Source organism: Rhizobium sp. PEPV16 (assembly GCF_008919455.1).
Lineage (GTDB): Bacteria > Pseudomonadota > Alphaproteobacteria > Rhizobiales > Rhizobiaceae > Rhizobium > Rhizobium leguminosarum_Q.
Genome location: NZ_VSZV01000354.1, coordinates 20,161 through 43,868, shown reverse-complemented (window position 1 = coordinate 43,868; position 23,708 = coordinate 20,161). Strand labels below are relative to the sequence as shown.

Here is a 23,708-nt window from a genome sequence, read left to right as displayed (position 1 = left end):
AGCTCGGCAGGAAGGAATGGTGGATGTTGATGATCTTCCCGGACATCTTCTGGCACATCGCATCCGAAAGCACCTGCATGTAACGGGCCAGCACGATCAGCTCGGTGCCGGTCTGCTCGACGATCTCCATGATCTGGCCCTCGGCCTGCAGCTTGTTCTCCTTCGTCACCTTGATGTGGTGGAAGGGAATGTCATGGTTGACCACGACCTTCTGGTAATCGAAATGGTTGGAGACGACGCCGACGATATCGATCGGCAGCGCGCCGATCTTCCAGCGGTAAAGCAGGTCGTTGAGACAATGGCCGAAGCGCGACACCATCAAGAGGACCTTCATGCGGGCATTGCCGTCATGGATTTCGGCTTCCATGGCGAAGCGCTTGCAAATCGGCTCGAAACCTTCCTTGAGTTCGGCAAGCGGCACGCCTTCCTCGGAGATGAAGCTGACGCGCGTGAAGAACCTGCCGGTATCGAGATCGTCGAACTGCGAACTATCGACGATGTTGCAGCCCCTGTCCGCCAGATAGCTCGAAATCGCCGCCACGATGCCGCGCGTCGACTTGCAGGATACCGTCAATACGTAACTTGTCATGTCTTTCCCTCTTCCCTCTCCAAGGCCGCCGCTGTGCTTAGATCAAAGCCCGGGCCGCGAACAGGCCAGCGCACTTTCATTCATGCGACAAATTGCAAGAGAAACCATCACATTTGTGCAAGTTCTCTCATTGCTCAGTCTGAAGCTTAGGAGAAGTTGCGCAAAAAACTGTACCGTCAGCGCCGCTTGGATGCGTATTCTCGCCTTCGGTGCTGAAGTTAGGCTGGCGGCCGGGTCGCCACAGCAACCTTACGGCGGCGCGGCGTGGTGATCTCATGGATGATCGCGCCGCCGATCGACGAGAGCACCAGCGAGAAGATCACGAAGAGTACCGGCTGCTGCAGGATGCCGATCGGCAGGCGGTCGGCGGCGACCCTGAGAAAAGCCAGCGTGAAGGCGTGGGTGATATAGATGCTGTAGGAGCAGTCGCCGAGATAGCTCAGCCATCCGATCAGCGGCAGCCTGGAAAAATCGATGGAGATCGCGCCGTAGACGATGAAGATCGCCGGGATTCCCCAGGCGTAGAACCGGCTTTCGGGCGGCATCAGCGCCTCGTTGATGAAGAGAAACGCAAAGCCGATGGCAAGGGCCGCCCAGGCCCAGCGGTTCGGCAGCAGGACCTTCTGCCCGTAGAGCCAGCCGAGCACGACACCGGCGAGGAATTCCAGCATGATCGGCTCGCGGTAGAACCGGGTCATAGTCGTTTCCGGCAGCAGTCGGCAGGCCACCAGGATGACGGCAAAGACGGCAAACATCGCCGGGATGCGCCGAACTTCTTGTAGCGGCAATAGCAGCGCGAAGACGAAGTAGAAGAACATTTCGTAATTCAGCGTCCAGCCGGGAACGACCACCGGCGCGACCGTGCTGGGATCGGCAGGATTGGCCCATGGCAGGAAGAACAGCGAGGCGATGAGATGCGGCAGGTCGAACACCGTCGATTTCAGCAATGATGGAGCGACCAGCGCCACTGTCGCCGAAAACAGCGTCGCCAGCCAGTAGAGCGGCACGATCCTCTTGATGCGCCGGCGGGCGAAATCGATCGGGCTCATGGCGCGTCCGCTCGTCGTCAGCCACATCACGAAACCGCTCAAGACGAAGAAGATGTCGACGCCGGTTTCACCATAGACGAAGGCGGTGGCGTCGACTGCGGGATTGACCTTGGCAAGCTGCAATACCGCGTGGAAATAGACGACCATCAGCGCCGCGATGGCGCGCAGATATTGAAGCTGGACAAGCATCGAGCGTCTTGCTCCCTCGGGCTCGCGCGGGCGCCGGTCTCAGCCGCGCCGCTGCGGTCAACTCAATACATCTGCCGGACGACCCTGCCGGATGCGCGGGCTGTCGTGGAAACGCATATATCCGACGACGAACCAGAGGAGACCGGCGATCTTCATCGAGAAGACCGCGGTTCCCCCGATCATCATATTCAGAAAAATGAAAAGAGAAAGTGAATGGGCGCAGCGCCGCTGCGCCGCCGTGCGCCCGGCGGGAAAGAGGCAGACGAACAGCCATAAGGCGATGACGCCGAAGATCGTCGCCGCGTAGATCAGGTAGACATAGCCGCTGTCGGCGAATTCGGCGACCCGGTCGACCGAAAGCCCAAGGACGGCGAGCGGATCGAGCTCCATGATCTTCTTCATCGTCAGGTTGATGCGGCCGGTGAAATTGTCGCCCGTCGCATTGGGTTTCAGGACGTAGACGAGGAAGCCCGCTGCGACGATCAGCGGCATCAGCGCCAGATTGAAATTCTTCGGGATCTTCGGAAAGACGAAATAGCCGACGATGCAGGCAAAGCAGAAGATCAGCATCGTGCGCGTGTCGTTCGTCACCAGGATCAGCACGGCCGTGCCGATCATTAGCAACCGGTCCCAGCGGCTGAGCCTTTCCCACATCGAAATCAGGTAGACGGCGATCACGCCGCAGAAATTGGCAAGCGACACCTGCTCGAGGAAGATCGAGGAGGAACGGTGGTCGATGATGCCGAAGGAGAAGCGCTCGGGAAAGCCGAGCGCGTTCTGGAAGAGGCCCGTCGTGTTGTAGCTCAGCGGCAGCAGCCCGCGCGTATTGGCGAAATAATCGGACGGGTGGACGATGCTGACGTAGAACGGCACGCTGACGATCTCGAAGATCAGGAAGATCATGACGGCAAGGCTTGCCCAGCGAAAGGCGAGCTTCATCGTTTTCTCGTTGCTCCAGCTGCCGAGCCCGGTAAAGCAGAAGATGATCAGCACGTTGCGGAAGTGATCGATGAACAGCATGCGGTTGAGCACGCTGACATAGATGGTCACGATCAGCGTGAACAGCAGGAACAGGAAGGCCGGCAGGTCGGTCTCGTAGATCCCCTTGTGCAGAATATAGATGATGGCGCTCGCCATGATCAGGCCTTCGCTGGCGGCGACATGCGTCATCGAGAGCGGCACGATGTTGTGGTTGATGAAGGCGAGAATGCCGTTGTAGAGCACGGAGAGCAGGCCGAGCCAGAGCACCGTATGATCGGTACGCGATGCCCTGACGGCGGCATCGAGCGGGTTGCCCGCTACAGTGCCGGCTACAGTGAATGTTGCTGTCCTCTGATCGACGACCGCCATGCTCATTTCCCCGCAGGCTTGACGGCGGAGCAAGTGCCGGCACCGGCTTTTGCCACCTCGGCAAGAAGCCGCATCTGCGGCCGCTCAGGGCCCTTGCGCGGCTGGACGTTGAACGGCTCGTTTGCCGGCCACCAATCGCCGGCCGCCCAATAGGACCAGCCGAGCCAGACGTCGCTATTATCAGACATGGTGGCGTAGATTTCGGTCAGCCCGCTCATGCAGTCCTTGTCGGCGGAGGCGCCGAATTCGCCGAGAAAGCCGCGTTTGTGGTTCTGCTTCAGCCAGGCGGTAACGCCGTTGATCGCCGCGACTGCGGCGCCGGCACCTTCGCAGGTCGGATGGGTTCCGGAGGAATCGGCGTCGAGATACTGGTGGACCTCATAGGCGTAGAAGTCGAGCGGGTCTCGTACGCCGAGCATCACCGTGCCGTTGGCGCCGCCGATCACGTCCTTTTCCCAGCTGCCCGCGCCGCTCCACGCCGTGCCCGGCACCAGGATCAGGTTGCGCGCGCCGACGGCGCGGATGCTGCGGATCGCGGCATTGGCCGCATCCAGCCAGTCTGTCGCCTTGATGTCGTGCGGTTCGTTCATCAGGCCGAAGAGAACGCCGTCCTGATTGGCGAATTCGACGGCGAGCCTTGCCCAGAAGTCACCGAAGGCGGCATCCGTCGCCGGCGCCGTGCCGACCTGGGTCTTGTCGTAGTAACCGAAATTATGCGGGTCGAGCAGAACCGCCATGCCATGCTTGCGGATCAGGCCGGTCGTATCTTTGATCCGCTTGAGCTCATCCTCGTCGAGCCGCCCGCCGAGTGCGGGCTGCAGCCGTTCCCAGCGGAAGGGCAGCCGGATGATCGTCATGCCTTTTTCGGCGAAATAGCTAATCGTGTCTTCGCTCGGATAGGTGTAGTTGGTGCCGTAGATGCCGCCGCGTTCGCCATATTCGCCGCCGGACAGATTGACGCCGCGGTAGCAGGGCGCACCAGTCGCAAGGGCCTGCGACGGGATCAGAGCGGCTGCAAGCAGCAGCGCTGTCAGATGTCGTGTCGTCTTCATGGCCATCCTCGCTATCGCGGCAAATCGCAACATCGCGCCGCTCCGGTTATTTTAACGGTCCGTTAGCTAAGAATTTCTAAAGTATCGGCACCTCGGCTTCAGTCTTTCACGCTGGGCAGGACACGAGTGCGCGTATGAACCAGTATGACAGGAACAGGGTAAGCCGGCTCCCTGGCTGGCGCAGTTTTGAGCCATCTCAGACTGCGCCGGAAGGCGTGCGCGTGCGCAGTCCTGTCATTCGCCCGGATGATTTCGCCCGGCCATCGCCCGAACCCGCCCCACCACCCTTCGTACCGCCGGCAAGCATCGCGGAAACCCGCCAATATGAGCGTCCGGCGCCTCCTCTTCCGAAACCGCCTGTCGTCGACGCGCCGCCGAATGCAGAGCCCGCGCCTCCCGCGCCGCTTCTCGACCTCCGCTCGAGTATCGCCGCGATCTGGAGCCGGAGGCTGATGGTGTTTGGCCTGGCGCTTCTCGGAGCCCTCGCCGGCGGGGCGGTGGCGCCGCTCATCGCCCAGAAGTTCACCGCCGTCAGCAGCCTCTATTTCGATCCGCGCCAGATCGGCCTTGCCGACGCCAGCGCGCAATCGTCGGGTCCCTCGCCGGAAATGATCTCGGCGCTGATCGATAGCCAGGTGCAGATCCTCACTTCGGGCAATGTGCTGCGGCGCGTCGCCGAAGCCATGAAGCTCGACCAGGATCCCGAATTCACCGGCGGCCGGACGGATGGCGCCGCTGTGATCGGTACTCTGCAGAAGGCGCTGGTCATCACTCGTGAGGCCAGCACCTATGTCGTCTCGCTTGCTGCCACGACCAACGATCCCGAAAAATCCGCAAGGCTTGCCAACCAGGTCGTCACCTCCTTCACCGAGGAAGAGAACAGCGCCTCGAACGGCATTTACGAAAACACCTCCTCGACCCTCGATGGACGCCTCAACGACTTGCGCCAGAAGGTGCTGGAAGCCGAGCAGGCCGTCGAAACCTTCCGCGCCGACAACGACATGGCCGCGACCGAAGGCAACCTGATCTCCGATCAGCGGCTCGTCTCGCTGAACACGCTGCTGGTGACGGCGCAGGAAAAGACCATCCAGGCGAAGGCGCGCGCCGATGCCGTCGCCAATCTCCGCGTCGAGGACATCGTCGCCGGCAACCAGGCGGAGGGCGGCGTCACCTCGCCGCTCGTCAGTCTGCGTCAGCAATATGCCACCCAGGCCGCCGCCGTCGGCAGCCTCGAAAGCCAGATGGGCACGCGTCATCCGCGCCTGCAGGCGGCCCGCTCGTCGCTGCAGAGCATATCAGTCGAAATCAGGGGCGAATTGCAGCGTCTCGCCACCTCGGCAAGGGGCGAATACGAGCAGGCCAAGGCCGCCGAGGACAGCATCGCCAAGGAGCTTGCCGTGCAGAAGGCGCTGCACGCGAGTTCGTCGGACAAGCAGGTGGAATTGAACGAATTGCAGCGCAAGGCGACCGCGGCGCGCAATATTTACGAGACGGTGCTGAAGCGCTCCAGCCAGACGAGTGAGGAACAGAACCTCAACCAGAGTAACATTCGCGTCATCTCGCCTGCCGAGCCGCCGGTCAAGGCCGACGGTCCGGGAAAGAAAATCCTGCTGGTCGCCGGCATCATCGGCGGTTTTCTTGCCGGTTTTGTCGTCGGCGCCGGCTTTGCGATCCTTGCCGGTCTCTTCGGCCATCCCGTCATCAGAAGTTATTTCAGGAAGTCGCCCGCTGCGGCCGCTTGATGACGGTCGTCGGTTTTCCTACATCGGGGAAGCGGCCTATAGAGCAATTCCAGGAAAAGTGCGAAGCGGTTTTCCGTCCGGAATTGTGTAAAACAAAAAGTTAGAGCGGTTCTGCGCTTCCGTGAAAAGCTGAACCGCTCTAGCCGGCAGGAGAGTTCCCATGCGGCTATTGATGATGCTTCTGATATCACTCGTTGCCGTCTCGAGCCTTGCTCCGGCGTCCGCCTTTGCCGTCGACTGGACGAAATCCGTCGATTCGGGCGTTCAACCCCTCTATCCCTATAAGGGTCTTCCCGGCGTCAAGGCGCAGCCGGACAAGAAGGAGGAGGAATCCTACAGTTGCCGCACGCAAACCGTCCAGGTCCGCCGTCGTTATGACGAGATCTTCCGTTCGGGTGGCATGCCGACGCTGATGTATGTCTGCGAACGCGACGGCTTCATCTCGATGGACGACAAGGTTCCGCTCCGCGGCCACTATCAGCCGGTGCGGTGAGGGGCTTCAGGCGGTCAGCAAAGCCGATGGATGCACCTTCCGGAAACGTTCGATCGGGAGCTCCATCCTCAGATAGTCGAAGCCGGCATTTGCTTCCGATCGATCGACGATCGAATATTTGACCATGCCCTCTTCTTCCGTGCGCCGTAACGGCAGGCTTTCGGCCGCCGCAAAGCCCAGCCGCTTGTAAAGGCCGATCGCTTTTTCATTGTGGGAGAAGACGTGCAGTTCGGCGGTTTCGACCCCAAGTCCGGAAAACATCCACTCCAGCAGTGCCATGCCGCAATGGAACATCAGGTTTCGGGTATCGCTCGCCCGGCCGCGGATGACGTTGTCGAATTCGGCCGAGCCGGGCCGGATGTTACAGATGCCGAAATTGCCGAACCGGTTTCCGCCTGGATCGCAAATGACGAATAGGATTCGGTCGGCGGCGGGCAGCGAGATGGTTTCGAGCCACCGCCGTGTGCGTTCCTCGGTGGCGCTAAACTGGGTGAGGAAAAACGGCATCGACTGGTTGCGCCACGTCGTCAGGTCGTCGATCAGGCCGGGATCGGCAAGCATTGACTTGTCGATGCATTGCAGGTCGCCGACGTGCCTGCCGCTATCGTCCCTGATCGGAAGTCGGAGCCGTATGGCGGGGTCCGCATTGTCCTTGAGGCTGACGATATCGACCTGCGTCATGAACGACTATCCCTGTTTGTCCGCTCATGCCTTGCGGCAGATGCAGTAGCCGCCCGGCGAGGAAGACAGCACGAGCTTGCCGTTCAGAACCGGATCGACTTCGAAGCGGTCGGTTTCCGCCAGATAATCGGTGACTGCCTTCAGCGGCTCGTTGCCGCGCAGCCAGACCTTGGAGCGCTTTGTGAAGGCCTGTTCCTCGGTCAGATGGCCGATGAGCGTATCGGCGACGACGAGGTAGCAGCCTTCCGTCACCAGCGGACCGTAGGCGCGGCATTCCGCCAGAACATGCTCGTAGGAATGGTCGCTGTCGAGCACCACCATCACGCGGGCGCCCGGCGGGATCTCGGCCTTCACGGCGGCAAGCACGTCGTCGTCGACGGAACCGCCCTGGATCATCTTGATCCGGTTCGACATCGGATGGGATTCGATCGACTCGCGATTATGGGCGCGGATGTCGATGTCGACGCCGACAACCTTGGCCTTGTCGTTGCCCATGGCGGCGAGGATCGATGCCATGAAGATCAGCGAGCCGCCGCGCGCAATGCCGGTTTCGATGATGACATCGGGCTTGGTCGCCCAGATGACTTCCTGGGTCGCCAGGATATCGACCGGAAGCTGGATGATCGGCACGCCCATCCATGACCAGAGATAGAAATAGTCGAACTTGTCGAGCCCGATCAGCGTGTTCAGCGATTGTTGGAAACTTGCCTCGTCCTTGCCGAGTGCAAGCGACATTTCCCGCTTGTGGGCTTCGAATTCGAGACGATCGTCCTTCGTGGTCATGACTGTTCTTTGTCCTTCGCTGTAGGGCTGTCTTAGACCGACTGCCGCAATGCCGTGCTGTTGTGATAGATCCGCCCGGCCGCCATATCGAGCAGCGTTGCCGCTACCCGGTCGATATCGGCTTCGCTCATGTCGTGATAGCTCGGCAGGTTGATCGCGCGGCCCGGAATGCTCCAGGCGTTCACGTTCTCGTGCCGATCTTCGAACATGGAGAGGCTGGAGAGGGGATAGAAGAAGACGCGCGCGTCGATATTGGCGGTCTCGAAGGTCTGCTGCATCATCTCGCGGGTAATGCCCGTCGACGGATGAAACACCGCGGTCGGCATCCAAGCGCCGTTGATCATGCCGGTGTATTCCGGGTTCATCGTGATGCCGGGCAGGGCCGAAAGCCGGATCATGTAGGAGGCCAGAATTTCGCGCTTGCGGTTGACGAGTTCCTCGATGCGCTCGAGTTGGGCGCAGCCGATGGCCGCCTGGATGTTGGACATCTTGTATTTGAAGCCGATCGCATCGGGCCAGAACTGCTTCGTCTGTCCGCGAGCCCGGCCGTGATTGCTGAGCGTCAGCACCTTTTCGTAAAGGGCGGCGTCATTGGTGACGAACATGCCGCCTTCGCCTGTCGTTAGCGTCTTGGTGCCGTGGAAGGAGAAGGTGCCGAATGCGCCCATCGAGCCGGCGCGGCGGCCGTGCCAGACGGAGCCGACCGCTTCAGCCGCATCTTCGATCACCGGAATGCCCGTCCTCTTGCCGATTTCCAGCAGCGCATCCATGTCGCAGAGGTTGCCGTAGAGATGCGTGGCGATAATGGCCTTGGTCTTCGGCGTGATATGGCGCTCGACCTCTTGAGGGTCAATGCACCACGTGTCGGCAAGCACGTCGACAAAAACGGGTATTGCGCCGAGATGGACAATCGGGGAAACAGTCGCAACCCAGTTCGTATCGGCGAGTATCACTTCATCGCCGGCGCCGACGCCGAGCGCTGCAAGCCCGATGTGCATGGCGCCGGTGCAGCTCGAGGTCGCGATCGCAAAGCCGCTGCCGAGATAGGTTTTGAAGTCGCGTTCGAAGCGGTTGAGATAGTCGTAGCAGCGCGCGCCCCAGCCGGTGGCGGCGGCATCGGCCGCATAATCCGTTTCGAGCTGGGTGATCGAAGGCTTGGTGTAGAAGATCCTGTTTGTCATGCCGCTAATTTCTGTTGAATTGAAATCAAGACGCAGGCGCCCGCCACGACGCTAGTTTTTGAAGCTGGCGCGAGGCTCACATGATGATGTGCCGGGCGACATCGTGCTGGTGGAACACGAGATTGGGCAGGTTCAGCGCGTTTCTGAGATAGGCTTCGCGGTTATAGGTCGGGATGCAGATGCTGAGTTTGATACCGCTCAAAGGCTTGTCTCCTGGCCGTAGCTGTCAAGCGCGGCGTCGCGCTCGCTGATGATGCTCGGCGTGAACGGCCAGGCGATGGAAAAGGCGGGATCGTCCCAGCGGACGCCGCGGGCAAGCTCCGGCACGTAGGTTTCCGACATCTGGTAGAAGAGCTCGCAGTCGTCTTCGAGCGTCAGGAAGCCGTGTGCGCATCCGGCAGGTATGTAGAAGGCGTTGTGGCTGGTGGCATCGAGCTCGACGGAGGCCCATTTGAGATAGCTCGGCGAATCCGGCCTCAGATCGAGCGCCACGTCAAAGACCCTGCCGCGCGTGGCGCGCACCAGCTTGATCTCCGGCCGCGGTTGGGCTTGGTAATGCATGCCGCGCAGCGTCCCGCGCCTGTGGTTCTGCGAGACATTGCACTGCGGATAGACGGGCACGAGACCCTGCGCCGCAAAGGTCTGCGCGTCGAAGGTTCGTGCGAACATTCCCCGGTCGTCGGAGCGTACGTCGACTTCCACGACAAAAGCACCCGAAACCGCGGTCGGAAGGAATTTCATCCGAGCACCGTCAGTTCCGGCACGGCGACCGCGAACCGTCCGCCCCAGGCGCCGATCCTGCTGTTGGCCGCAACGACCTCGTTCTTGATGTTCCAGGGCAGGATGAGGACGTAATCCGGCTGCGTCTCGTCCATCTTCTCCGGTGCGAAAATCGGCAGTTTGCTGCCCGGCAGGAAATGCCCCTGCTTGTGCGGATTGCGGTCGACGACGTATTCGATGAGATCGGTGCCGACGCCGCAGAAATTCAGCAGCGTGTTGCCCTTGGCGGCAGCGCCATAGGCGGCGACCTTCTTGCCGCTGCGTTTGGCTTGTTCGAGGAAGGCGAGCAGGCCATCCTTGATCGGCGCCACGCGGCTCTGGAAGGCCTCGTAGATCTCGACCCTGTCGAAGCCGGCGGCGGCCTCCTCAGTGCGCACCTTGGCAAGGCCGTGGCCGGTTGCGTGAACCATGGACGTTGCGCGGCAGGCAAGCACGCGGAGACTCCCGCCATGGGTCGGCAATTCTTCCACGTCGAAGACCCTGAGGCCGTGCGCCGCGAACACCTTTTCGACGGCGAGCAACGACAGATAGTAGAAATGCTCGTGGTAGACAGTGTCGAACTGGATGTTTTCCATCAGCCGCAGCAGATGCGGGAATTCGACGCTGACGACGCCGTCCGGCTTCAGCACGGCCGAAAGCCCGCCGACGAAATCATTGATGTCAGGCACATGCGCCAGCACGTTGTTGCCGATGACAATGTCGGCGGCAAGGCCGCGGGAGACGAGATCGGCAGCCGTTTCCTTGCCGAAGAAGCGCGCTTCCGTGGGAACGCCGATCTGCCGCGCCACTTCCGCGACGTTCTCGGCCGGCTCGATGCCGAGCACTGGCACGCCGGCTCCGACGAAATGCTTGAGAAGGTAGCCGTCATTGCTCGCCACCTCGATCACCTGTGATGCCTCACCGAGGCCGAAGCGCTTGCGCGCCATGATCGTAAACTGGCGGGCATGCTCCACCCAGCCGTCGCTGTAGGAGGAGAAATAGGCATAGTGGCTGAAGATATCCTCCGGCGGAACGAAGGCATCGGCCTGCACCAGCCAGCATTCCGAGCAGACGAAGGCGCGCAGCGGATAGGATGGCTCGGGCAGTTTGAGCTGCTCTTCCGTAAGATAGGCATTGGCGAGCGGCGTCGAACCCAGATCGACAAAACGATGCTTCAGCGGAGCGTTGCAGAACCGGCAATTATGCGCTGTCATGATACTGTTTCCTCATAGGCCGCGATCTGGCCGAGCGAGAAGGCGCGCATGTCGGCTCCCTCGCGGTTGGCCTTGTACCAGGCGGCTGTCCAGTCGATTGTCTGCTTCAGGCCGAGGCGCGGACGCCAGCCGATGGCGGAGAGCGCCAGTGCCGAACTCAAGGTAAGGGCAGGCGCTTCCGGCAGATGTTTTCCCGGCGCGGGCTTCCAGACGTCGTTCACGCCATGAGCAAGGCCGAGCGCCTCGGCAAGTTCGCAGACTGTCGCGAAGCTCTGCGGGTCTGGGCCGAAATTGAGTGCTTCGGGCAGCTCCTGCTCGCCGGCAAGTGTCAAAGCCTCGGCGAAGGAGAGATAGCCGCCGAGCGGTTCCAGCACATGCTGCCAGGGGCGGATCGCTTCGGGATAGCGCAGCAGGATCGGCTGGCTGCTTTCGAAGGCGCGGATGAAGTCCGGGATCAGCCGATCTTTCGACCAGTCGCCGCCGCCAATGACATTGCCGGCCCGCACCGTCGCAAGCCTGATATCGCGCCCCTTGAAGAAGCTGTCGCGGTAGCTCTGGACGACGAGTTCGGTGCAGGCCTTGGAGTTGGAGTAGGGGTCCTTGCCGCCCAGCATATCCGTCTCGACGAAGGGAACGCCGCTGCCGTTATTGGCATAGACCTTGTCGGAGGTGACGACGAGAGCCGTCTTGACCGAGGGCGTTTCCCGCACCGCGTCAAGCACGTTTGCCGTTCCCATGACATTGGTCGCGAAAGTTTCGGTCGGGTTTTCATAGGAGCGCCGCACCAGCGCCTGCGCTGCCATGTGGATGACGATTTCAGGCTCGAAATCGATGAAATGCTGCTTGAACGTCGCCGCTTCGCGGATGTCGGCAATGTGATGGCCCTGTCCGTTCCAGGGCGCAAGTCGCCCATAGAGCGAGGGATTGGTCTCGGGTTCGAGCGAGACCGCCGCCACTTCCGCACCGAGCTTTTCCAGCCACAACGACAGCCAGGATCCCTTGAACCCCGTGTGCCCCGTCAGGAACACGCGCCTGCCATTCCAGAAGTCCGTCAGGCCCATAGCTTCCACGGTGCCTTTCCGGAACTCCAGAGCTCCTCGAGCTGGTTGCGCTCGCGCAGCGTGTCCATCGGCTGCCAGAAGCCGTCATGCTTGAAGGCGGCAAGCTGGTTGTTGGCGGCGAGCCATTCCAGCGGCCCGGCTTCCCAGATCGTGTCGTCGCCAGGGATGAGATCGACCACCGAAGGGTCGAGCACGAAGAAGCCGCCGTTGATGCGCTGGCCATCGCCTCTCGGTTTCTCGACGAAGGAGGTAATGAACTGTCCTTCGATATTCGTGGCGCCGTAACGTCCGGGTGGGGTTACCGCGCACATCGTCGCCTTGAGGCCATGGCTGCGATGGAAGGCGACTTCGCCGGCGATATCGATGTCGCCGACGCCGTCGCCATAGGTCATGCAGAAGGGTTCCCCTGGCGTAAGATGATCGCGAATGCGCCCGATGCGGCCGCCGGTCATCGAATGCATGCCGGTATCGACCACTGTCACGCGCCAGTTCGGTCGTGTGCCGCCGTGGTAGTTGATGCTGTTGGAGGCGAGGTCGACGGTGATGTCGTTGTGGTGCAGAACAAGGTTTACGAAATATTCCTTGATCAAATAGCCCTTGTAGCCGGCGCAGATGATGAAATCATTGAGCCCGTGATGGGCATAGATGCTCATGATGTGCCAGAGGATAGGCATGCCGCCGATTTCGACCAGAGGCTTGGGTCGGATACTGGTCTCCTCGGCAAGACGAGAGCCAAGGCCACCGGCGAGAATTACGACTTTCATCCCAAGCGAACTCCAGAGTGTCTAGTCAGGTTTCCCGACCACCCTCAGAGCCGCCCGGCTCTTTACAGGCGGAACGGCCGTATGTTCATCCTTGCCCCAGTATCCGATTTCGTTCTTGTGCGAGGCTTACGGGGGCATCGGAACAGGCAGCCGCGCGTTTCGCAGGCCGTGCGTTGAGCAATGGAACAGGCTCGCCGTTCGGGAATCCCGTTGGCCGAAGGCACGTCCTTCCAGTTTTACGAGGAGCGCCAAGCGGGCGCAATTGATCCGGCCAGAAGCGGCCGATCCTGATAGGAAAACGTCGGATACCGCCGGCCGATTGCCCCCGGCAAAGGCCCGGCGCGTCCGCCCGAAGAAAAAAATCCCACTTCGGAATCCCGAAATTCCCCCGCTTCGGGATCCCGAAATTCCCCGCCTTTCGTGGGCTGTCGCCGCCGAGAAACATCCAATGATTTCAGGCCCGCAGCCAATTTCGGGATTCCGAAGTGCTATATAGATTATGGTGGGAGTTCTCTACGCGCCGCCAAACCTTGGCCGGATCGTTGCGTCTAAGCCTCTAGATTAAGCTGGAGTGGAGTATCTGCCTCGGCGACCTTCGGCTTACGTTTGGTTGCCGCACGGCGTGGTGGTTTGGTGGTCTTCTGCAGAGTGTCGGAGCCGAACTCATCTGACTCGCCGCTGGGCAGCAGCGGGTAAGCAGCAAGCGCCGCGCCGGCAGAAGCTAGCTCAATGACCGGCTTGGTGCGCGGCATTTCAACGGCCGGTTCGGCAACGGACACCTCACGCTCCTTTGGTTGCTGGGGGTTGCCGGCTGCGGACGTGGCGTATCGGATCATCGTAAGACTCCATTATGTTCGCTATATGTTCACATTTTGGAGTGAGGGAGTCAATGGAGGCCAGCAATCTCCGGCGGGACGAACTTGAATCTATAATTCGGCTAACTCGGCTGATTCGGCCCAAGCGCTCACCCTGAAGAGATAGCTGCTTTGTGACGGGATCACGTTTGAAGTTGAGAGGCCGAGGCAGCCTTCGATCGAGAAGTCTTATGGGCTTATCGTCCTCGGTCGCGAAAGAGCCTTGCCTGCCTTTTGTCCCTGTAGTTCGATGAAGTTGTAGCCGACCCATGCAAAAGCATAGACGATCGGAACCGTAATAATCAGCGTTACCGCCCAGCGGGAAGGGTCTGTCATCGGATAATTCTGGATCAATGTGGCTATGACCGGCAGCATGACCAGAAGGTGAATCAGATAGGCGCCAAACGAAAGCTCCCCCAAGTGATGGCAGAATCTGTTACCCAGGAACGCGCCGACTGGGCGCGCAATGCCCGCCATCACTCTGGGCAACCTATCAACATGCACCAGTCCAAAGAACAAGGCGACGAGACAAACACGAACGGCTTGGTGGAGGACGGTCATAGCGCCACCAATCGGAATCAGGACCAAGAGCGTTGCAACAACAAATGCCAGATAAGCCGGCCTGTTCGGCTTCATCCATAAGGCGCCTGCAAGCAACATTCCTGCAGCGAAAACGTGCATTTTCATCGGCAGGAATGTTGGCATCGGAAACCGCACACCAAGTCGATGAACGGCTAGTGCGGTTACGACACTCAAGATTACGATGCCGACGATGCCCTTCAGCCACCCAACCCGACCAATGATGATCATCAGGAACGGGAGAGCCACGTAAAATTGCATCTCCAACCCGATGCTCCAATCCGGCAAGGCAGTGCGATACGCGTAGTGGGGGATGAGGCCGAATATAAATGTCAGGTGCGTTAGGTAGTTGGCGATGCTGCCGTCCACATAGCGCGTTGCTGCTTGCGGTGGTTTGCCGTTGAAGGCATCAATAATCATCCGGACATCGTAGAGGTAGGGACCTAGAGCGAGGGCGACCACCAGCAGGACATAGTACAAGGGAGCGATGCGGCAGAATCGCCTCGTCCAAAAAAATCGCCAGGTATCGGGCGATTCCCACGGCTCTCTATCTCTGCGCAACTGATAGTGAAACACCATCAGGAAGCCTGATAGCATGATGAAAAGGTCTACGCCGAGATCTGGGTCGCCAATGACCGGCACCTCGAAACCTGTCAAAAGGTGTGCATGACCGATCAAGACCCAAAGGGCCGCAATGCCGCGCATTCCATCCAAGCAGCCAATTCGGCCACCGCCTACGACGTTACCCATGTATTCTCCCGCTAAACATGTAGTCTTTGTGCATACCAAGGGCTGGATATGCAAGCGCGGGCGACGCCTTCAAAAAATTTTAGTCAATCCGGTTTTGCCTTGAGGCAGCGTAATATTATTATTGCTGAGCCAAATCTTTTGCCGGGAACGGCCGAGCGGGATGCGTCGTCATTTCATCGGCGCGGCTGTTGCGGCATCCAGCTCGAACCTCATCTGGTCGTAACAAACTAGTTTGCGCGAACCATCCGCCTGGGTGGCATTGAAGAACACACTGCAAAATCGGCGACCATCGAACTCGGTCACTTCGTCGTCGCTATTCGGAAGCCGAACCCTTTGCAGTTTCGATGTCGTGCCGTCCCCACATACCATCACTTGCCGCGCGGCATCCGGCCGACACTTTGTCTCGGGTCTGTCGTGCCTACGGTAGGTGATCTGCGAGCGTTGAAAAATTATATATGAGTGATCTTCAGAGAAGACGATAGGTAGGTAACAGCCTGAAAGAAGACCGGCGCCTAGTATGACGGCAGGAAGCGCGATGACCCAACCTAATTGTCTTCGCATATTGCTTACTTCGTCCCAAGTTAGCCATGGCCCGTGAAATCGTAGCACCATAGTGTGGGTCGGTGTAGCAGTCGAGAACGGCCACCCCTTTGAAAGGGTGAGTATTCAACAATTTCAAAGGAGATAAAATGGAATGGTGCCCAGAAGAGGACTCGAACCTCCACACCCTTTCGGGTACCAGCACCTGAAGCTGGCGCGTCTACCAATTCCGCCATCTGGGCGACGGAGAGCGATGTAAGGGGGTGGCTCCTGACTGTCAACTGGGTTTTTGAAGTTTTTCTGACAGTTGGCGAGAAAGCAGCCGATCACATGGGCGGGAGTGGCCCGAGGCGGGCATAGCGCTTCGGTGGTCACGCCCTATATAAAGGAAATATCGGAAGGAATGCCTCATGCCCGCTGCTCGAACGCTTCTGCTCGCCGGCCTTCTCGCCGTTCTCACGCCCGCCATCGCCGGTGCTGATTCGCTAAAGCTCGGCAAGCCGGGGGTTGGGCCGCTGAACACGGGCTCGACGCTCTGCGACTTTCGCGGCTGCTTCGGTTTCGGGCCGCAGCAATGGCATCGCCCCGCCTATGTCCAGCCGAACTACCGGCCGCGCGGCGCGACCGGGCCGACTTATTACCAGCCGGGGGCTGCCGGGCCGCCGCAGCTGACCTATGATCCGCCGCCGGTGCAAAGGGTGCAGCCGAAAGCGCGCGACATGAACAGCCATGCCGCCTGGTGCAGCAACGAATACCGCTCCTATAATCCGCGGACGGATCGTTTCCTCACCTATGAGGGAATCTACAAGACCTGCCGCTCGCCCTACCGCTGAGCCGTCAGCTTTCGAGCGAGGCGCGGTCGACATGGCCGAGATCTCGGCCGGGCTCGACGATGTCGCGGACCCGCTGTTTCAGCTCCTTCGGCCCGGGAAAGCCGCCGTCGCGCTTGCGCTCCCAGATCAGATCGCCATTGACGCGGATCTCGAAATTGCCGCCGGTGGCGGGGATCAGCGCCACTTCGCCAAGACTGTCGGAAAAAGTATGCAGCAGTTCCTGCGCCATCCAGCTGGCGCGGAGCAGCCAGTTGCACTGGGTGCAGTAGAGGATCGTGACGCGGGCTTTCTCGGTCATGGCGATATCCTTTCGTTTGTTGAGATTTAAGGCCTGTTGCGTGCCGGCGCAATCGCTTCGAAGAAGCGTCTTGCGTGCCGTCCTCCGGCATGGTCTTTTCCCGTGGTCGGCCATACCGGGAAGAGCCCATGCGCGTCGCAGTCATCGAAAACATGCGGAATACCGGCCTCGGCGCGCTTGCCGCGGCCCTCGACGAGGCGGGCGCGGAGATCGACTGGTTCCGGGTGTGGCAGGATGGCGTCCTGCCGAAAGATATATCCGGCCATGACGCGCTGGTCGTTCTCGGCGGCGAGCAGAGCGCGCTGGATGACGAAACACACCCCTATCTGCCGGAACTCGTCCGGCTCACCCGCCGTTTCGGCGATGCCGGCAAGGCGGTGCTCGGCATCTGCCTCGGCAGCCAGATCCTCGCTCGCGCCTATGGCGCCGACAATCTGTTGGGCGCCGCCCGTGAATTCGGCTGGCACAAGATCGGCGTCACCGGCGAGGGCCGGGCCGATCCGCTGCTGTCGGCGCTTGGCGGCGAGTTCACCATCTTCGAATGGCATGCGGATACGTTTTCGCTGCCCGGGGGCGCGGTCCGTCTCGCCTCGAGCCCCGTTGCCGAGAACCAGGCCTTCCGCATTGGCCGCGCCGTCTATGGCACCCAGTTCCATTTCGAGGCCAATGCAGCGGTTGTCGAGCAATGGAAGGCCGAATTCCCCGATACGATTGCGCGCATTGCGCCGGGCTGGCTGGAAAACCATGCAGAGCTGGCGGCAAGGCATGCCGGTGCAGCCGATGCCGCGGGCCTTGCCATCGCACGCGCCTGGGTCAGCCTGATTGAGCGGGAAGAGGTCGAAATGCTGTCGCAGGCCTCGGCGTGAGGGGCGATGCGATGCCGGCCAGCGAACGCGAGAAGATGGCGGCAGGCGAATGGTATTGCTGCCTCGATGACGAACTAGATCTCCTGCGCCGGCAGGCACGCTTGGCCGTCCACGCGCACAATACGCTGCCGCCGGATGAGCGCGGCGCGATGGCGCCGGCCCTGAAGGCGCTCTTTGCGCAGGCAGCACTTAATGTCTTCATCGAAGCACCGTTTCACTGCTCCTACGGCATCAATATCACTCTCGGCGAACGCGTCTATTTCAATGCCGGCTGCACCATCTTGGATTCCGGCCGGGTGAGCATCGGCGACCGCAGCATGTTCGGCCCCGGCGTGCAGATCTATTGCGCCGAGCATCACAAGGATCCGGCACTGCGCAGCACAGGTATCGAGATCGCCAGGCCGGTCACCATTGGCAGCGATGTCTGGATCGGCGGCAGCGCCATCATCCTCGGCGGCATCACCATCGGCGACGGTGCAATTGTCGGCGCCGGTGCGGTGGTGACCAGGGATGTGCCGGCCGGCGCAACCGTAGTCGGCAATCCAGCCCGCATCCGCTAACGCCGGCAAGACCGCCATTCCGCGATGATCTGCCATCTCGACAGCAGCGATCATTCCGCTAGATGAGAGGACAAACGGGAGGGAAGCATGAGCGAACTGAATTTACCCATGGAAGGCGGCTGCCGTTGCGGCCGGGTGCGATTGAAGGTCAGCGCCCCGCCGCTGCTCACCATGGCCTGTCATTGCACCGGGTGCCAGAAAATGACCGCGAGCGCCTATTCGCTGAGTGCGGCCATCCCCAGCGAAGGCTTCGAGGTCACACAAGGCGAGCCTGTCATCGGCGGCCTGCATGGCGTCACGAAGCATTATTTCTGCCCGCACTGCATGAGCTGGATGTTCACCCGCCCGGAAGGCATGGACTGGTTCGTCAATCTGCGCGCGACCATGCTCGACGACCCCAGCTGGTTCACGCCTTTCATCGAGACGTGGACGAGCGAGAAGCTGTCATTCGCCGAGACTGGCGCGGTGTACAGCTATGAGGCGCTGCCTGCGATGGACGCGTATGAGGGGCTGGTGAAAGAGTATATGGCGCGGAGTTGATCTCAGAAGCCCTGGAAGACAAAATCGACGGCAGCGATAATGCGATCGCTGTCGGCGGTAAGATCCGCCACCGCTTTTCCAATTTCCGCGGTCGGGACCGATGCCATACGCTGGGTGGCCATGACATAGGTTTCACCCTCAATAGGAAAGCGTGGGTTCAGTCGCGAGATCGACCAGCTCAGTTCCTGCACTGGATGCAACGGAACCATGACGCGCGAAGGCAGATCGTCGAGCAGATTGGCCTGAAGATCGATGGCCAGGAGATTGCCGCTTTTAAGGTGATAGACGTGAAAGCGTGCCACTAGAGCATTCCAGGAAAAGTGCGAAGCGGTTTTCCGTCAGGAATTGCGTAAAAGCAAAACTTAGAGCGGTTCTACGCTTCCGTGAACGTTGAACCGCTCTAAAACTGACGGTATTTGGCGAAGGGCAAGCCGTGCTTTTCAACATATTCGTTTTCCAGACGGATAGCCTCGGCGTTCTCGATACGCCAAAGCCGCTCGCGCTCCGCCTTTATGGCCTTTGCAATGCCGTCCTCCGCCGCCCGGGATATGTTGATCTGGAGCTCGCGCGCCTGGGAGACGAGACCTTCGTCAAGAGATAGGTTCGCTGCTTTTCTCGTCTGCTGAGCCATAACGATCTCCTCAATCTTATGCGCAGATGATATGCGCATAAGATGACTTTGAGAAGCGTTATTCGTCGCCCATCTTCAGCGCTGCGATGAAGGCTTCCTGGGGAATCTCCACCTTGCCGAACTGGCGCATGCGCTTCTTGCCGGCCTTCTGCTTGTCGAGCAGCTTGCGCTTGCGGGTGGCGTCGCCGCCGTAGCATTTCGCGGTCACGTCCTTGCGCAGCGCCGAGATCGTCTCGCGGGCAATGACGTTGCCGCCGATCGCCGCCTGGATCGGGATCTTGAACATGTGCTTCGGGATCAGTTCCTTGAGCTTCTCGCACATGTCGCGGCCGCGCTTTTCGGCCGCCGTCCGGTGCACCATCATCGACAGCGCGTCGACCGGTTCGCCGTTGACGAGGATCGACATCTTCACGAGGTTGCCCTCGCGGTGGTCGGTGAGCGTATAGTCGAAGGAGGCATAACCCTTCGAGATCGACTTCAGCCGGTCGTAGAAATCGAACACGACTTCGTTGAGCGGCAGATCGTAGGTCAGCATCGCGCGCGTGCCGACATAGGTAAGCTCGATCTGGATGCCGCGCCGGTCCTGGCAGAGCTTCAGGATGCTGCCGAGATAGTCGTCGGGCGTCAGGATCGTCGCGCGGATCCACGGCTCGTGGATTTCCGAGATCTTGACGACATCGGGCATGTCGGCCGGGTTGTGCAGCTCACGCTCCGTGCCGTCGGTCATATACATCTTGTAGACGACCGAGGGTGCGGTGGCGATGAGGTCAAGGTCGAACTCGCGCTCCAGCCGTTCCTGGATGATTTCGAGATGCAGCAGGCCGAGGAAGCCGCAGCGGAAACCGAAGCCGAGTGCCGCCGACGATTCCATTTCGAAGGAGAAGGAGGCGTCGTTGAGGCGAAGCTTGCCCATGGCGGCACGCAGATCCTCGAAATCGGCGGCATCAACCGGGAAGAGGCCGCAGAACACCACCGGCTGGGCCGGCTTGAAGCCCGGCAGCGCCTGGGCTGTCGGCCGCTTGTCCTCGGTGATCGTATCGCCGACGCGGGTATCGGCCACTTCCTTGATCGAGGCAGTGATGAAGCCGATCTCGCCGGGGCCGAGGCGGTCGATATTGACCATCTTCGGCGTCAGCACGCCGACGCGCTCCACCTGGTATTTCGCATCGGTGCCCATCATCCGCACCGTCTGGCCCTTGGTCAGCACGCCGTCGATGACGCGGACCAGAACCATGACGCCGAGATAGGCGTCGTACCAGCTGTCGACGAGCAGCGCCTTCAACGGCGCCTTTTCGCCGCCGGGGCTCTTCGGCGCCGGCAGCCTGTGGACGATCGCTTCCAGCACATCGGGAATGCCGAGGCCGGTCTTTGCCGAAATCAGCACCGCCTCCGAAGCGTCGATGCCGATCACCTCCTCGATCTGTTCCTTGATGCGGTCGGGTTCGGCCGCCGGCAGGTCGATCTTGTTGAGGACGGTGACGATCTCGTGGTTGTTGTCGATCGCCTGATAGACGTTGGCGAGCGTCTGCGCTTCGACACCCTGGCTGGCATCGACGACGAGCAGCGAACCCTCGCAGGCCGACAGCGACCGTGAGACTTCATAGGCGAAGTCGACATGGCCGGGCGTGTCGATCAGGTTGAGAATGTATTTCTCGCCGTTGTTCGCCTGGTAATGCAGGCGCACGGTCTGGGCCTTGATGGTGATGCCGCGCTCGCGCTCGATATCCATATTGTCCAGCACCTGCTCGGACATTTCGCGCTCGGCAAGGCCGCCCGTCGTCTGGATCAGGCGGTCGGCCAGCGTCGATTTGCCGTGGTCGATATGGGCCACGATCGAAAAGTTGCGGATATGGGACAGCGGAGTGGTGGAATTGGTGCTCATGCGCGCCATATAGCAGCGCCGCCCCCTGCCGCAAAGCGGTAATTATCCCGCCGTTTACGCTATTTCGTCCTGTATCGGGCGCGTATCAGACCGGCCACGTCTCCAGCCGCCAGGCCGAATCCCAGAACATCCATTCATATTGCGAGGCGCGCACGAAGACATCGGTCATTTGCGCGCGCTCTACCGGCGATGCGGCGCGGGCGGCGATGTCGGTCAGCGCGATCACCTCGCGGGCACCGGCCGCAAATTGTGGATCGCCATAGGTGTTGATCCAGGCCTGGAAGGCATTGCCCTCGATAACAGGCCGGTTCTTGATCGCTTCGCCGACATGCCAGTAGATCCAGAAGCAGGGAAGGATGGAGGACAGCGCCACCGCGTAGGAACTGTGATAGGCGGTGGCAAGCAGGAAGTTCGTATAGGCAAAGCCGGCAGGCGAGGGCTCGGCTGATGTGACGTCCGCAGACGTGATGCCGAATTGGGTGAGGAAGCCGGCATGCAGGCCCTGCTCGACGGTGATCGCCTTCTGCGCCGAGCCGAGGAAGCGCAGGACCTGCGCATTGTCGGGCGCCTTGGCCGCAACGATCGCCAGGCATCGCGCATAATGCTTCAGATAGAGCGCATCCTGCAGGATGTAGTGCCGGAAAATTTCCGGCGGCAGCGTGCCGTCCGAAAGGCGCTGCAGCAATGGCAACGCCTCGATCTCGGCCATGATGGGCGCGATCCTGTCCCAGGCGGCAGCCGTGAAGCTTCCTGTCAGTTCCGTGCTCTGTGTACTGGCGTCCATCACTCTCTCCTCGGATTACGCCGCCATATAGGGACGGCGCAGCGGCGAAAGCAAGGCGCGCTTGGCCGCTTTTTGTAGCCACTTGATTCCATCATCAGATACTGTATTTCTCTTATAGTGGAATCATGGGACTGGAAAATGGAACCGGAACTCGAACAGGCGATCGGCATCCGCATCCGCACGCTACGGCAGGAAAAGGCTCTGACGCTCGATGATCTGGCTGCGGCCTCCGGCGTCAGCCGGGCGATGATCTCGCGCATCGAGCGGGCGGAGGCGAGCCCGACCGCCTCGCTGCTGGCAAGGATCTGCGCCGCGCTCGGCCTGTCGCTGTCGGCCTTCTTTGCGGAAGAGGGGCAGGCCTCGCCGCTCGCCCGGAGGCAGGAGCAGCAGGTCTGGCGCGATCCGGAGACGGGATATATGCGCCGGTCTGTTTCACCCCCGGGCACGGCTTCCGATGTCGATATCGTCGAGGTCGAATTCCCCCCTGGCGCCCGCGTCAGCTTCCCCCCGCATGCGAGCGCCCATGGCATGACGCAGCATATCTGGCTGTTCGACGGCGAGCTGGAGATGACGGCGGCTGAGATCGTCTACCGGCTGCGCCCGGGCGATTGCCTCTTCATGCCGGTCGGCGAGGGTCACGTCTTCCACAATCCCGGCAACGCGCCAGCACGTTATTGCGTCGTGCTCGATCGCGGCGGCCGATAGAAGCATTCATTTCAGGAGAACAGCATGCCCGCTATTCGTACCCTTTCCGCCGAGGAGGCCCGTGCTGCCATTCCGGCTCTATCGGAAGTACTTGTTGATTGCGTCGCTGGCGGCGCCTCCGTCGGCTTCATGCAGCCCTATGGGCCTGAAGATGCCGAGCCCTATTGGCGCGATGTCGCCGATGCGGTCGCCACCGGCGCCAACCTGCTGCTGGTCGCTGAACTCGACGGCAGGATCGTCGGCACGGTGCAGGTGGGTGCCGCGCAGATGCCGAACCAGCCGCATCGCGGCGACCTGAAGAAGCTGCTGGTGCACCGCTCCGCCCGCGGCAAGGGCCTCGCTAGGATGCTGATGGAGGCTGCCGAGCGCGAGGCGGCAAGCCGCGGCAAGACCCTGCTCGTGCTCGATACGGCAACCGGCAGCGATGCTGAGGCGATCTATCCGCGCCTGGGCTGGCAGCGTGTCGGTGTCATCCCCGATTACGCGCTGTGGCCGGAAGGCGGTTTCTGCGCCACCACCCTCTTCTACAAACGGCTCGCCTGATTGCGCCGGCGCCGCTCATGCCGGCCTGGCGAAGACAGGAAGCGCGCCGCCAAGCGTCGCGCCCGCCGTCCATTGCGCGGCATTCCAGCCGAACTGCCGCGCCGCTTCGATATTCACCGCCATATCGTCAATGAAGGCGATTTCGCCGGGCAGCACGCCGGCCCGCTCGGTCGCCAGCCGGAAGAAGTCGGGCGAAGGTTTGCTGTGCCCGAGTGCGGCGGAATAGATGATGTCGTCGAAATGCGCGTTAAGGCCGATCTGCTCCATCAGGTAGCGCGCCCGCCTATGCTCCTGGTTGGTCGCCAGCAAAAGAGTGATGCCGCTTTGCCTGAGCGTAGCGAGTTCTTCCAGCAGATTGCGGTCGAGGCGGGAATCGTTCTCGAACCAGTAATCGATCAGTGCTTCGGCGCTGAGATGGGGCGCGATCTTTGCGAGA

Annotated in this window: 28 protein-coding genes and 1 tRNA gene; 8 read left to right on the top strand and 21 right to left on the bottom strand. The window is 60.9% G+C overall.

What is annotated here, in order from left to right; translation table 11 throughout:
- The 4 genes from FY112_RS33090 to FY112_RS33075 form a co-directional block, all read right to left on the bottom strand.
- Nucleotides 1-589 (bottom strand): formyltetrahydrofolate deformylase (locus FY112_RS33090; protein WP_246700817.1); only part of this gene is annotated, 589 nt, incomplete at its 3' end.
- Between the two features lie 218 nt (nucleotides 590-807).
- Nucleotides 808-1,827, bottom strand: coding sequence for an acyltransferase (locus tag FY112_RS33085; protein ID WP_151520272.1), 1,020 nt, complete (start codon nucleotides 1,825-1,827; stop codon nucleotides 808-810).
- A 57-nt stretch (nucleotides 1,828-1,884) separates the two neighbouring features.
- Nucleotides 1,885-3,177, bottom strand: a complete 1,293-nt coding sequence (locus tag FY112_RS33080; protein ID WP_151520271.1) for a hypothetical protein — start codon at nucleotides 3,175-3,177, stop codon at nucleotides 1,885-1,887.
- 2 nt (nucleotides 3,178-3,179) lie between these two features.
- Complete coding sequence (locus tag FY112_RS33075; RefSeq protein WP_151520270.1) at nucleotides 3,180-4,229, bottom strand: glycoside hydrolase family 5 protein; 1,050 nt, start codon at nucleotides 4,227-4,229, stop codon at nucleotides 3,180-3,182.
- A 134-nt stretch (nucleotides 4,230-4,363) separates the two neighbouring features.
- Here FY112_RS33075 and FY112_RS33070 point away from each other — a divergent pair, with 134 nt between their 5' ends.
- Both FY112_RS33070 and FY112_RS33065 read left to right on the top strand, forming a co-directional pair.
- Nucleotides 4,364-5,971 carry a GumC family protein gene (locus tag FY112_RS33070; RefSeq protein WP_151520269.1) on the top strand — a complete coding sequence of 536 codons (1,608 nt, stop codon included), beginning with the start codon at nucleotides 4,364-4,366 and terminating at the stop codon, nucleotides 5,969-5,971.
- 160 nt (nucleotides 5,972-6,131) lie between these two features.
- Nucleotides 6,132-6,464: a hypothetical protein gene (locus tag FY112_RS33065; protein WP_131707737.1), complete on the top strand. Its 333-nt coding sequence runs from the start codon at nucleotides 6,132-6,134 to the stop codon at nucleotides 6,462-6,464.
- A 6-nt stretch (nucleotides 6,465-6,470) separates the two neighbouring features.
- Here the strand turns inward: FY112_RS33065 and FY112_RS33060 are convergent, their stop codons facing one another.
- The 11 genes from FY112_RS33060 to FY112_RS33010 form a co-directional block, all read right to left on the bottom strand.
- Nucleotides 6,471-7,145 carry a GNAT family protein gene (locus FY112_RS33060; RefSeq protein WP_131707738.1) on the bottom strand — a complete coding sequence of 225 codons (675 nt, stop codon included), beginning with the start codon at nucleotides 7,143-7,145 and terminating at the stop codon, nucleotides 6,471-6,473.
- 24 nt (nucleotides 7,146-7,169) lie between these two features.
- Entirely contained in the window at nucleotides 7,170-7,928 is a 759-nt protein-coding gene (locus tag FY112_RS33055; RefSeq protein WP_017962832.1) for a CmcI family methyltransferase, read from the bottom strand.
- 32 nt (nucleotides 7,929-7,960) lie between these two features.
- Nucleotides 7,961-9,109 carry a DegT/DnrJ/EryC1/StrS family aminotransferase gene (locus FY112_RS33050; protein WP_151520268.1) on the bottom strand — a complete coding sequence of 383 codons (1,149 nt, stop codon included), beginning with the start codon at nucleotides 9,107-9,109 and terminating at the stop codon, nucleotides 7,961-7,963.
- Nucleotides 9,110-9,185: 76 nt separating this feature from the next.
- The gene (locus tag FY112_RS38530) at nucleotides 9,186-9,311 is read right to left on the bottom strand and encodes a hypothetical protein (protein WP_017962834.1); all 126 of its coding nucleotides are present in this window, start codon (nucleotides 9,309-9,311) and stop codon (nucleotides 9,186-9,188) included.
- Entirely contained in the window at nucleotides 9,308-9,850 is a 543-nt protein-coding gene (gene rfbC / locus FY112_RS33045; protein WP_017962835.1) for a dTDP-4-dehydrorhamnose 3,5-epimerase, read from the bottom strand. The genes FY112_RS38530 and rfbC overlap by 4 nt, the downstream gene beginning before the upstream one ends.
- Nucleotides 9,847-11,082: a class I SAM-dependent methyltransferase gene (locus tag FY112_RS33040; RefSeq protein WP_151520267.1), complete on the bottom strand. Its 1,236-nt coding sequence runs from the start codon at nucleotides 11,080-11,082 to the stop codon at nucleotides 9,847-9,849. Before FY112_RS33040 ends, rfbC begins: the two co-directional genes overlap by 4 nt.
- Nucleotides 11,079-12,143: a CDP-glucose 4,6-dehydratase gene (rfbG, locus tag FY112_RS33035; RefSeq protein WP_151520306.1), complete on the bottom strand. Its 1,065-nt coding sequence runs from the start codon at nucleotides 12,141-12,143 to the stop codon at nucleotides 11,079-11,081. The genes FY112_RS33040 and rfbG overlap by 4 nt, the downstream gene beginning before the upstream one ends.
- A complete protein-coding gene (rfbF, locus tag FY112_RS33030) occupies nucleotides 12,134-12,907 on the bottom strand; it encodes a glucose-1-phosphate cytidylyltransferase (protein ID WP_151520266.1) in 774 nt (257 codons plus the stop codon). The genes rfbG and rfbF overlap by 10 nt, the downstream gene beginning before the upstream one ends.
- Nucleotides 12,908-13,455: 548 nt before the next feature.
- Nucleotides 13,456-13,743, bottom strand: coding sequence for a poly(hydroxyalkanoate) granule-associated protein (locus FY112_RS33020; protein WP_151520264.1), 288 nt, complete (start codon nucleotides 13,741-13,743; stop codon nucleotides 13,456-13,458).
- A 207-nt stretch (nucleotides 13,744-13,950) separates the two neighbouring features.
- Nucleotides 13,951-15,090 (bottom strand): acyltransferase, encoded by a 1,140-nt coding sequence (locus FY112_RS33015; RefSeq protein WP_151520263.1) that lies wholly within the window; start codon nucleotides 15,088-15,090, stop codon nucleotides 13,951-13,953.
- Between the two features lie 695 nt (nucleotides 15,091-15,785).
- Nucleotides 15,786-15,872 (bottom strand) — tRNA-Leu (locus FY112_RS33010).
- Nucleotides 15,873-16,040: 168 nt separating this feature from the next.
- On the opposite strand from FY112_RS33010, the gene FY112_RS33005 reads away from it, so the two are divergent.
- Nucleotides 16,041-16,463, top strand: coding sequence for a BA14K family protein (locus FY112_RS33005; RefSeq protein WP_151520262.1), 423 nt, complete (start codon nucleotides 16,041-16,043; stop codon nucleotides 16,461-16,463).
- Nucleotides 16,464-16,467: 4 nt separating this feature from the next.
- On the opposite strand, the gene FY112_RS33000 is transcribed toward FY112_RS33005, so the two are convergent.
- A complete protein-coding gene (locus tag FY112_RS33000) occupies nucleotides 16,468-16,761 on the bottom strand; it encodes a SelT/SelW/SelH family protein (RefSeq protein ID WP_003544579.1) in 294 nt (97 codons plus the stop codon).
- Between the two features lie 89 nt (nucleotides 16,762-16,850).
- Between FY112_RS33000 and FY112_RS32995 the strand changes: the two genes are divergently transcribed.
- From FY112_RS32995 to FY112_RS32985, 3 genes are all read left to right on the top strand, one after another.
- Nucleotides 16,851-17,627: a type 1 glutamine amidotransferase gene (locus FY112_RS32995; protein WP_181018321.1), complete on the top strand. Its 777-nt coding sequence runs from the start codon at nucleotides 16,851-16,853 to the stop codon at nucleotides 17,625-17,627.
- 11 nt (nucleotides 17,628-17,638) lie between these two features.
- A complete protein-coding gene (locus tag FY112_RS32990) occupies nucleotides 17,639-18,187 on the top strand; it encodes a sugar O-acetyltransferase (RefSeq protein WP_094087694.1) in 549 nt (182 codons plus the stop codon).
- 87 nt (nucleotides 18,188-18,274) lie between these two features.
- Nucleotides 18,275-18,727, top strand: coding sequence for a GFA family protein (locus tag FY112_RS32985; protein WP_094086924.1), 453 nt, complete (start codon nucleotides 18,275-18,277; stop codon nucleotides 18,725-18,727).
- A gap of 2 nt (nucleotides 18,728-18,729) precedes the next feature.
- Here FY112_RS32985 and FY112_RS32980 read toward each other — a convergent pair whose 3' ends face one another.
- The 4 genes from FY112_RS32980 to tenA form a co-directional block, all read right to left on the bottom strand.
- Nucleotides 18,730-19,029, bottom strand: coding sequence for a CcdB family protein (locus tag FY112_RS32980; protein WP_077977246.1), 300 nt, complete (start codon nucleotides 19,027-19,029; stop codon nucleotides 18,730-18,732).
- A gap of 98 nt (nucleotides 19,030-19,127) precedes the next feature.
- Nucleotides 19,128-19,358 (bottom strand): type II toxin-antitoxin system CcdA family antitoxin, encoded by a 231-nt coding sequence (locus FY112_RS32975; protein ID WP_026265541.1) that lies wholly within the window; start codon nucleotides 19,356-19,358, stop codon nucleotides 19,128-19,130.
- 58 nt (nucleotides 19,359-19,416) lie between these two features.
- Nucleotides 19,417-21,249 (bottom strand): translation elongation factor 4, encoded by a 1,833-nt coding sequence (gene lepA / locus FY112_RS32970; RefSeq protein ID WP_065281860.1) that lies wholly within the window; start codon nucleotides 21,247-21,249, stop codon nucleotides 19,417-19,419.
- Nucleotides 21,250-21,325: 76 nt separating this feature from the next.
- Nucleotides 21,326-22,024, bottom strand: a complete 699-nt coding sequence (gene tenA / locus FY112_RS32965; protein WP_026265542.1) for a thiaminase II — start codon at nucleotides 22,022-22,024, stop codon at nucleotides 21,326-21,328.
- A 138-nt stretch (nucleotides 22,025-22,162) separates the two neighbouring features.
- Here tenA and FY112_RS32960 point away from each other — a divergent pair, with 138 nt between their 5' ends.
- Both FY112_RS32960 and FY112_RS32955 read left to right on the top strand, forming a co-directional pair.
- Complete coding sequence (locus tag FY112_RS32960) at nucleotides 22,163-22,729, top strand: XRE family transcriptional regulator (protein WP_151520260.1); 567 nt, start codon at nucleotides 22,163-22,165, stop codon at nucleotides 22,727-22,729.
- A 24-nt stretch (nucleotides 22,730-22,753) separates the two neighbouring features.
- A complete protein-coding gene (locus tag FY112_RS32955) occupies nucleotides 22,754-23,272 on the top strand; it encodes a GNAT family N-acetyltransferase (RefSeq protein WP_131719723.1) in 519 nt (172 codons plus the stop codon).
- Between the two features lie 15 nt (nucleotides 23,273-23,287).
- On the opposite strand, the gene FY112_RS32950 is transcribed toward FY112_RS32955, so the two are convergent.
- Nucleotides 23,288-23,708 (bottom strand): HAD-IA family hydrolase (locus tag FY112_RS32950; protein WP_246700816.1); only part of this gene is annotated, 421 nt, incomplete at its 5' end.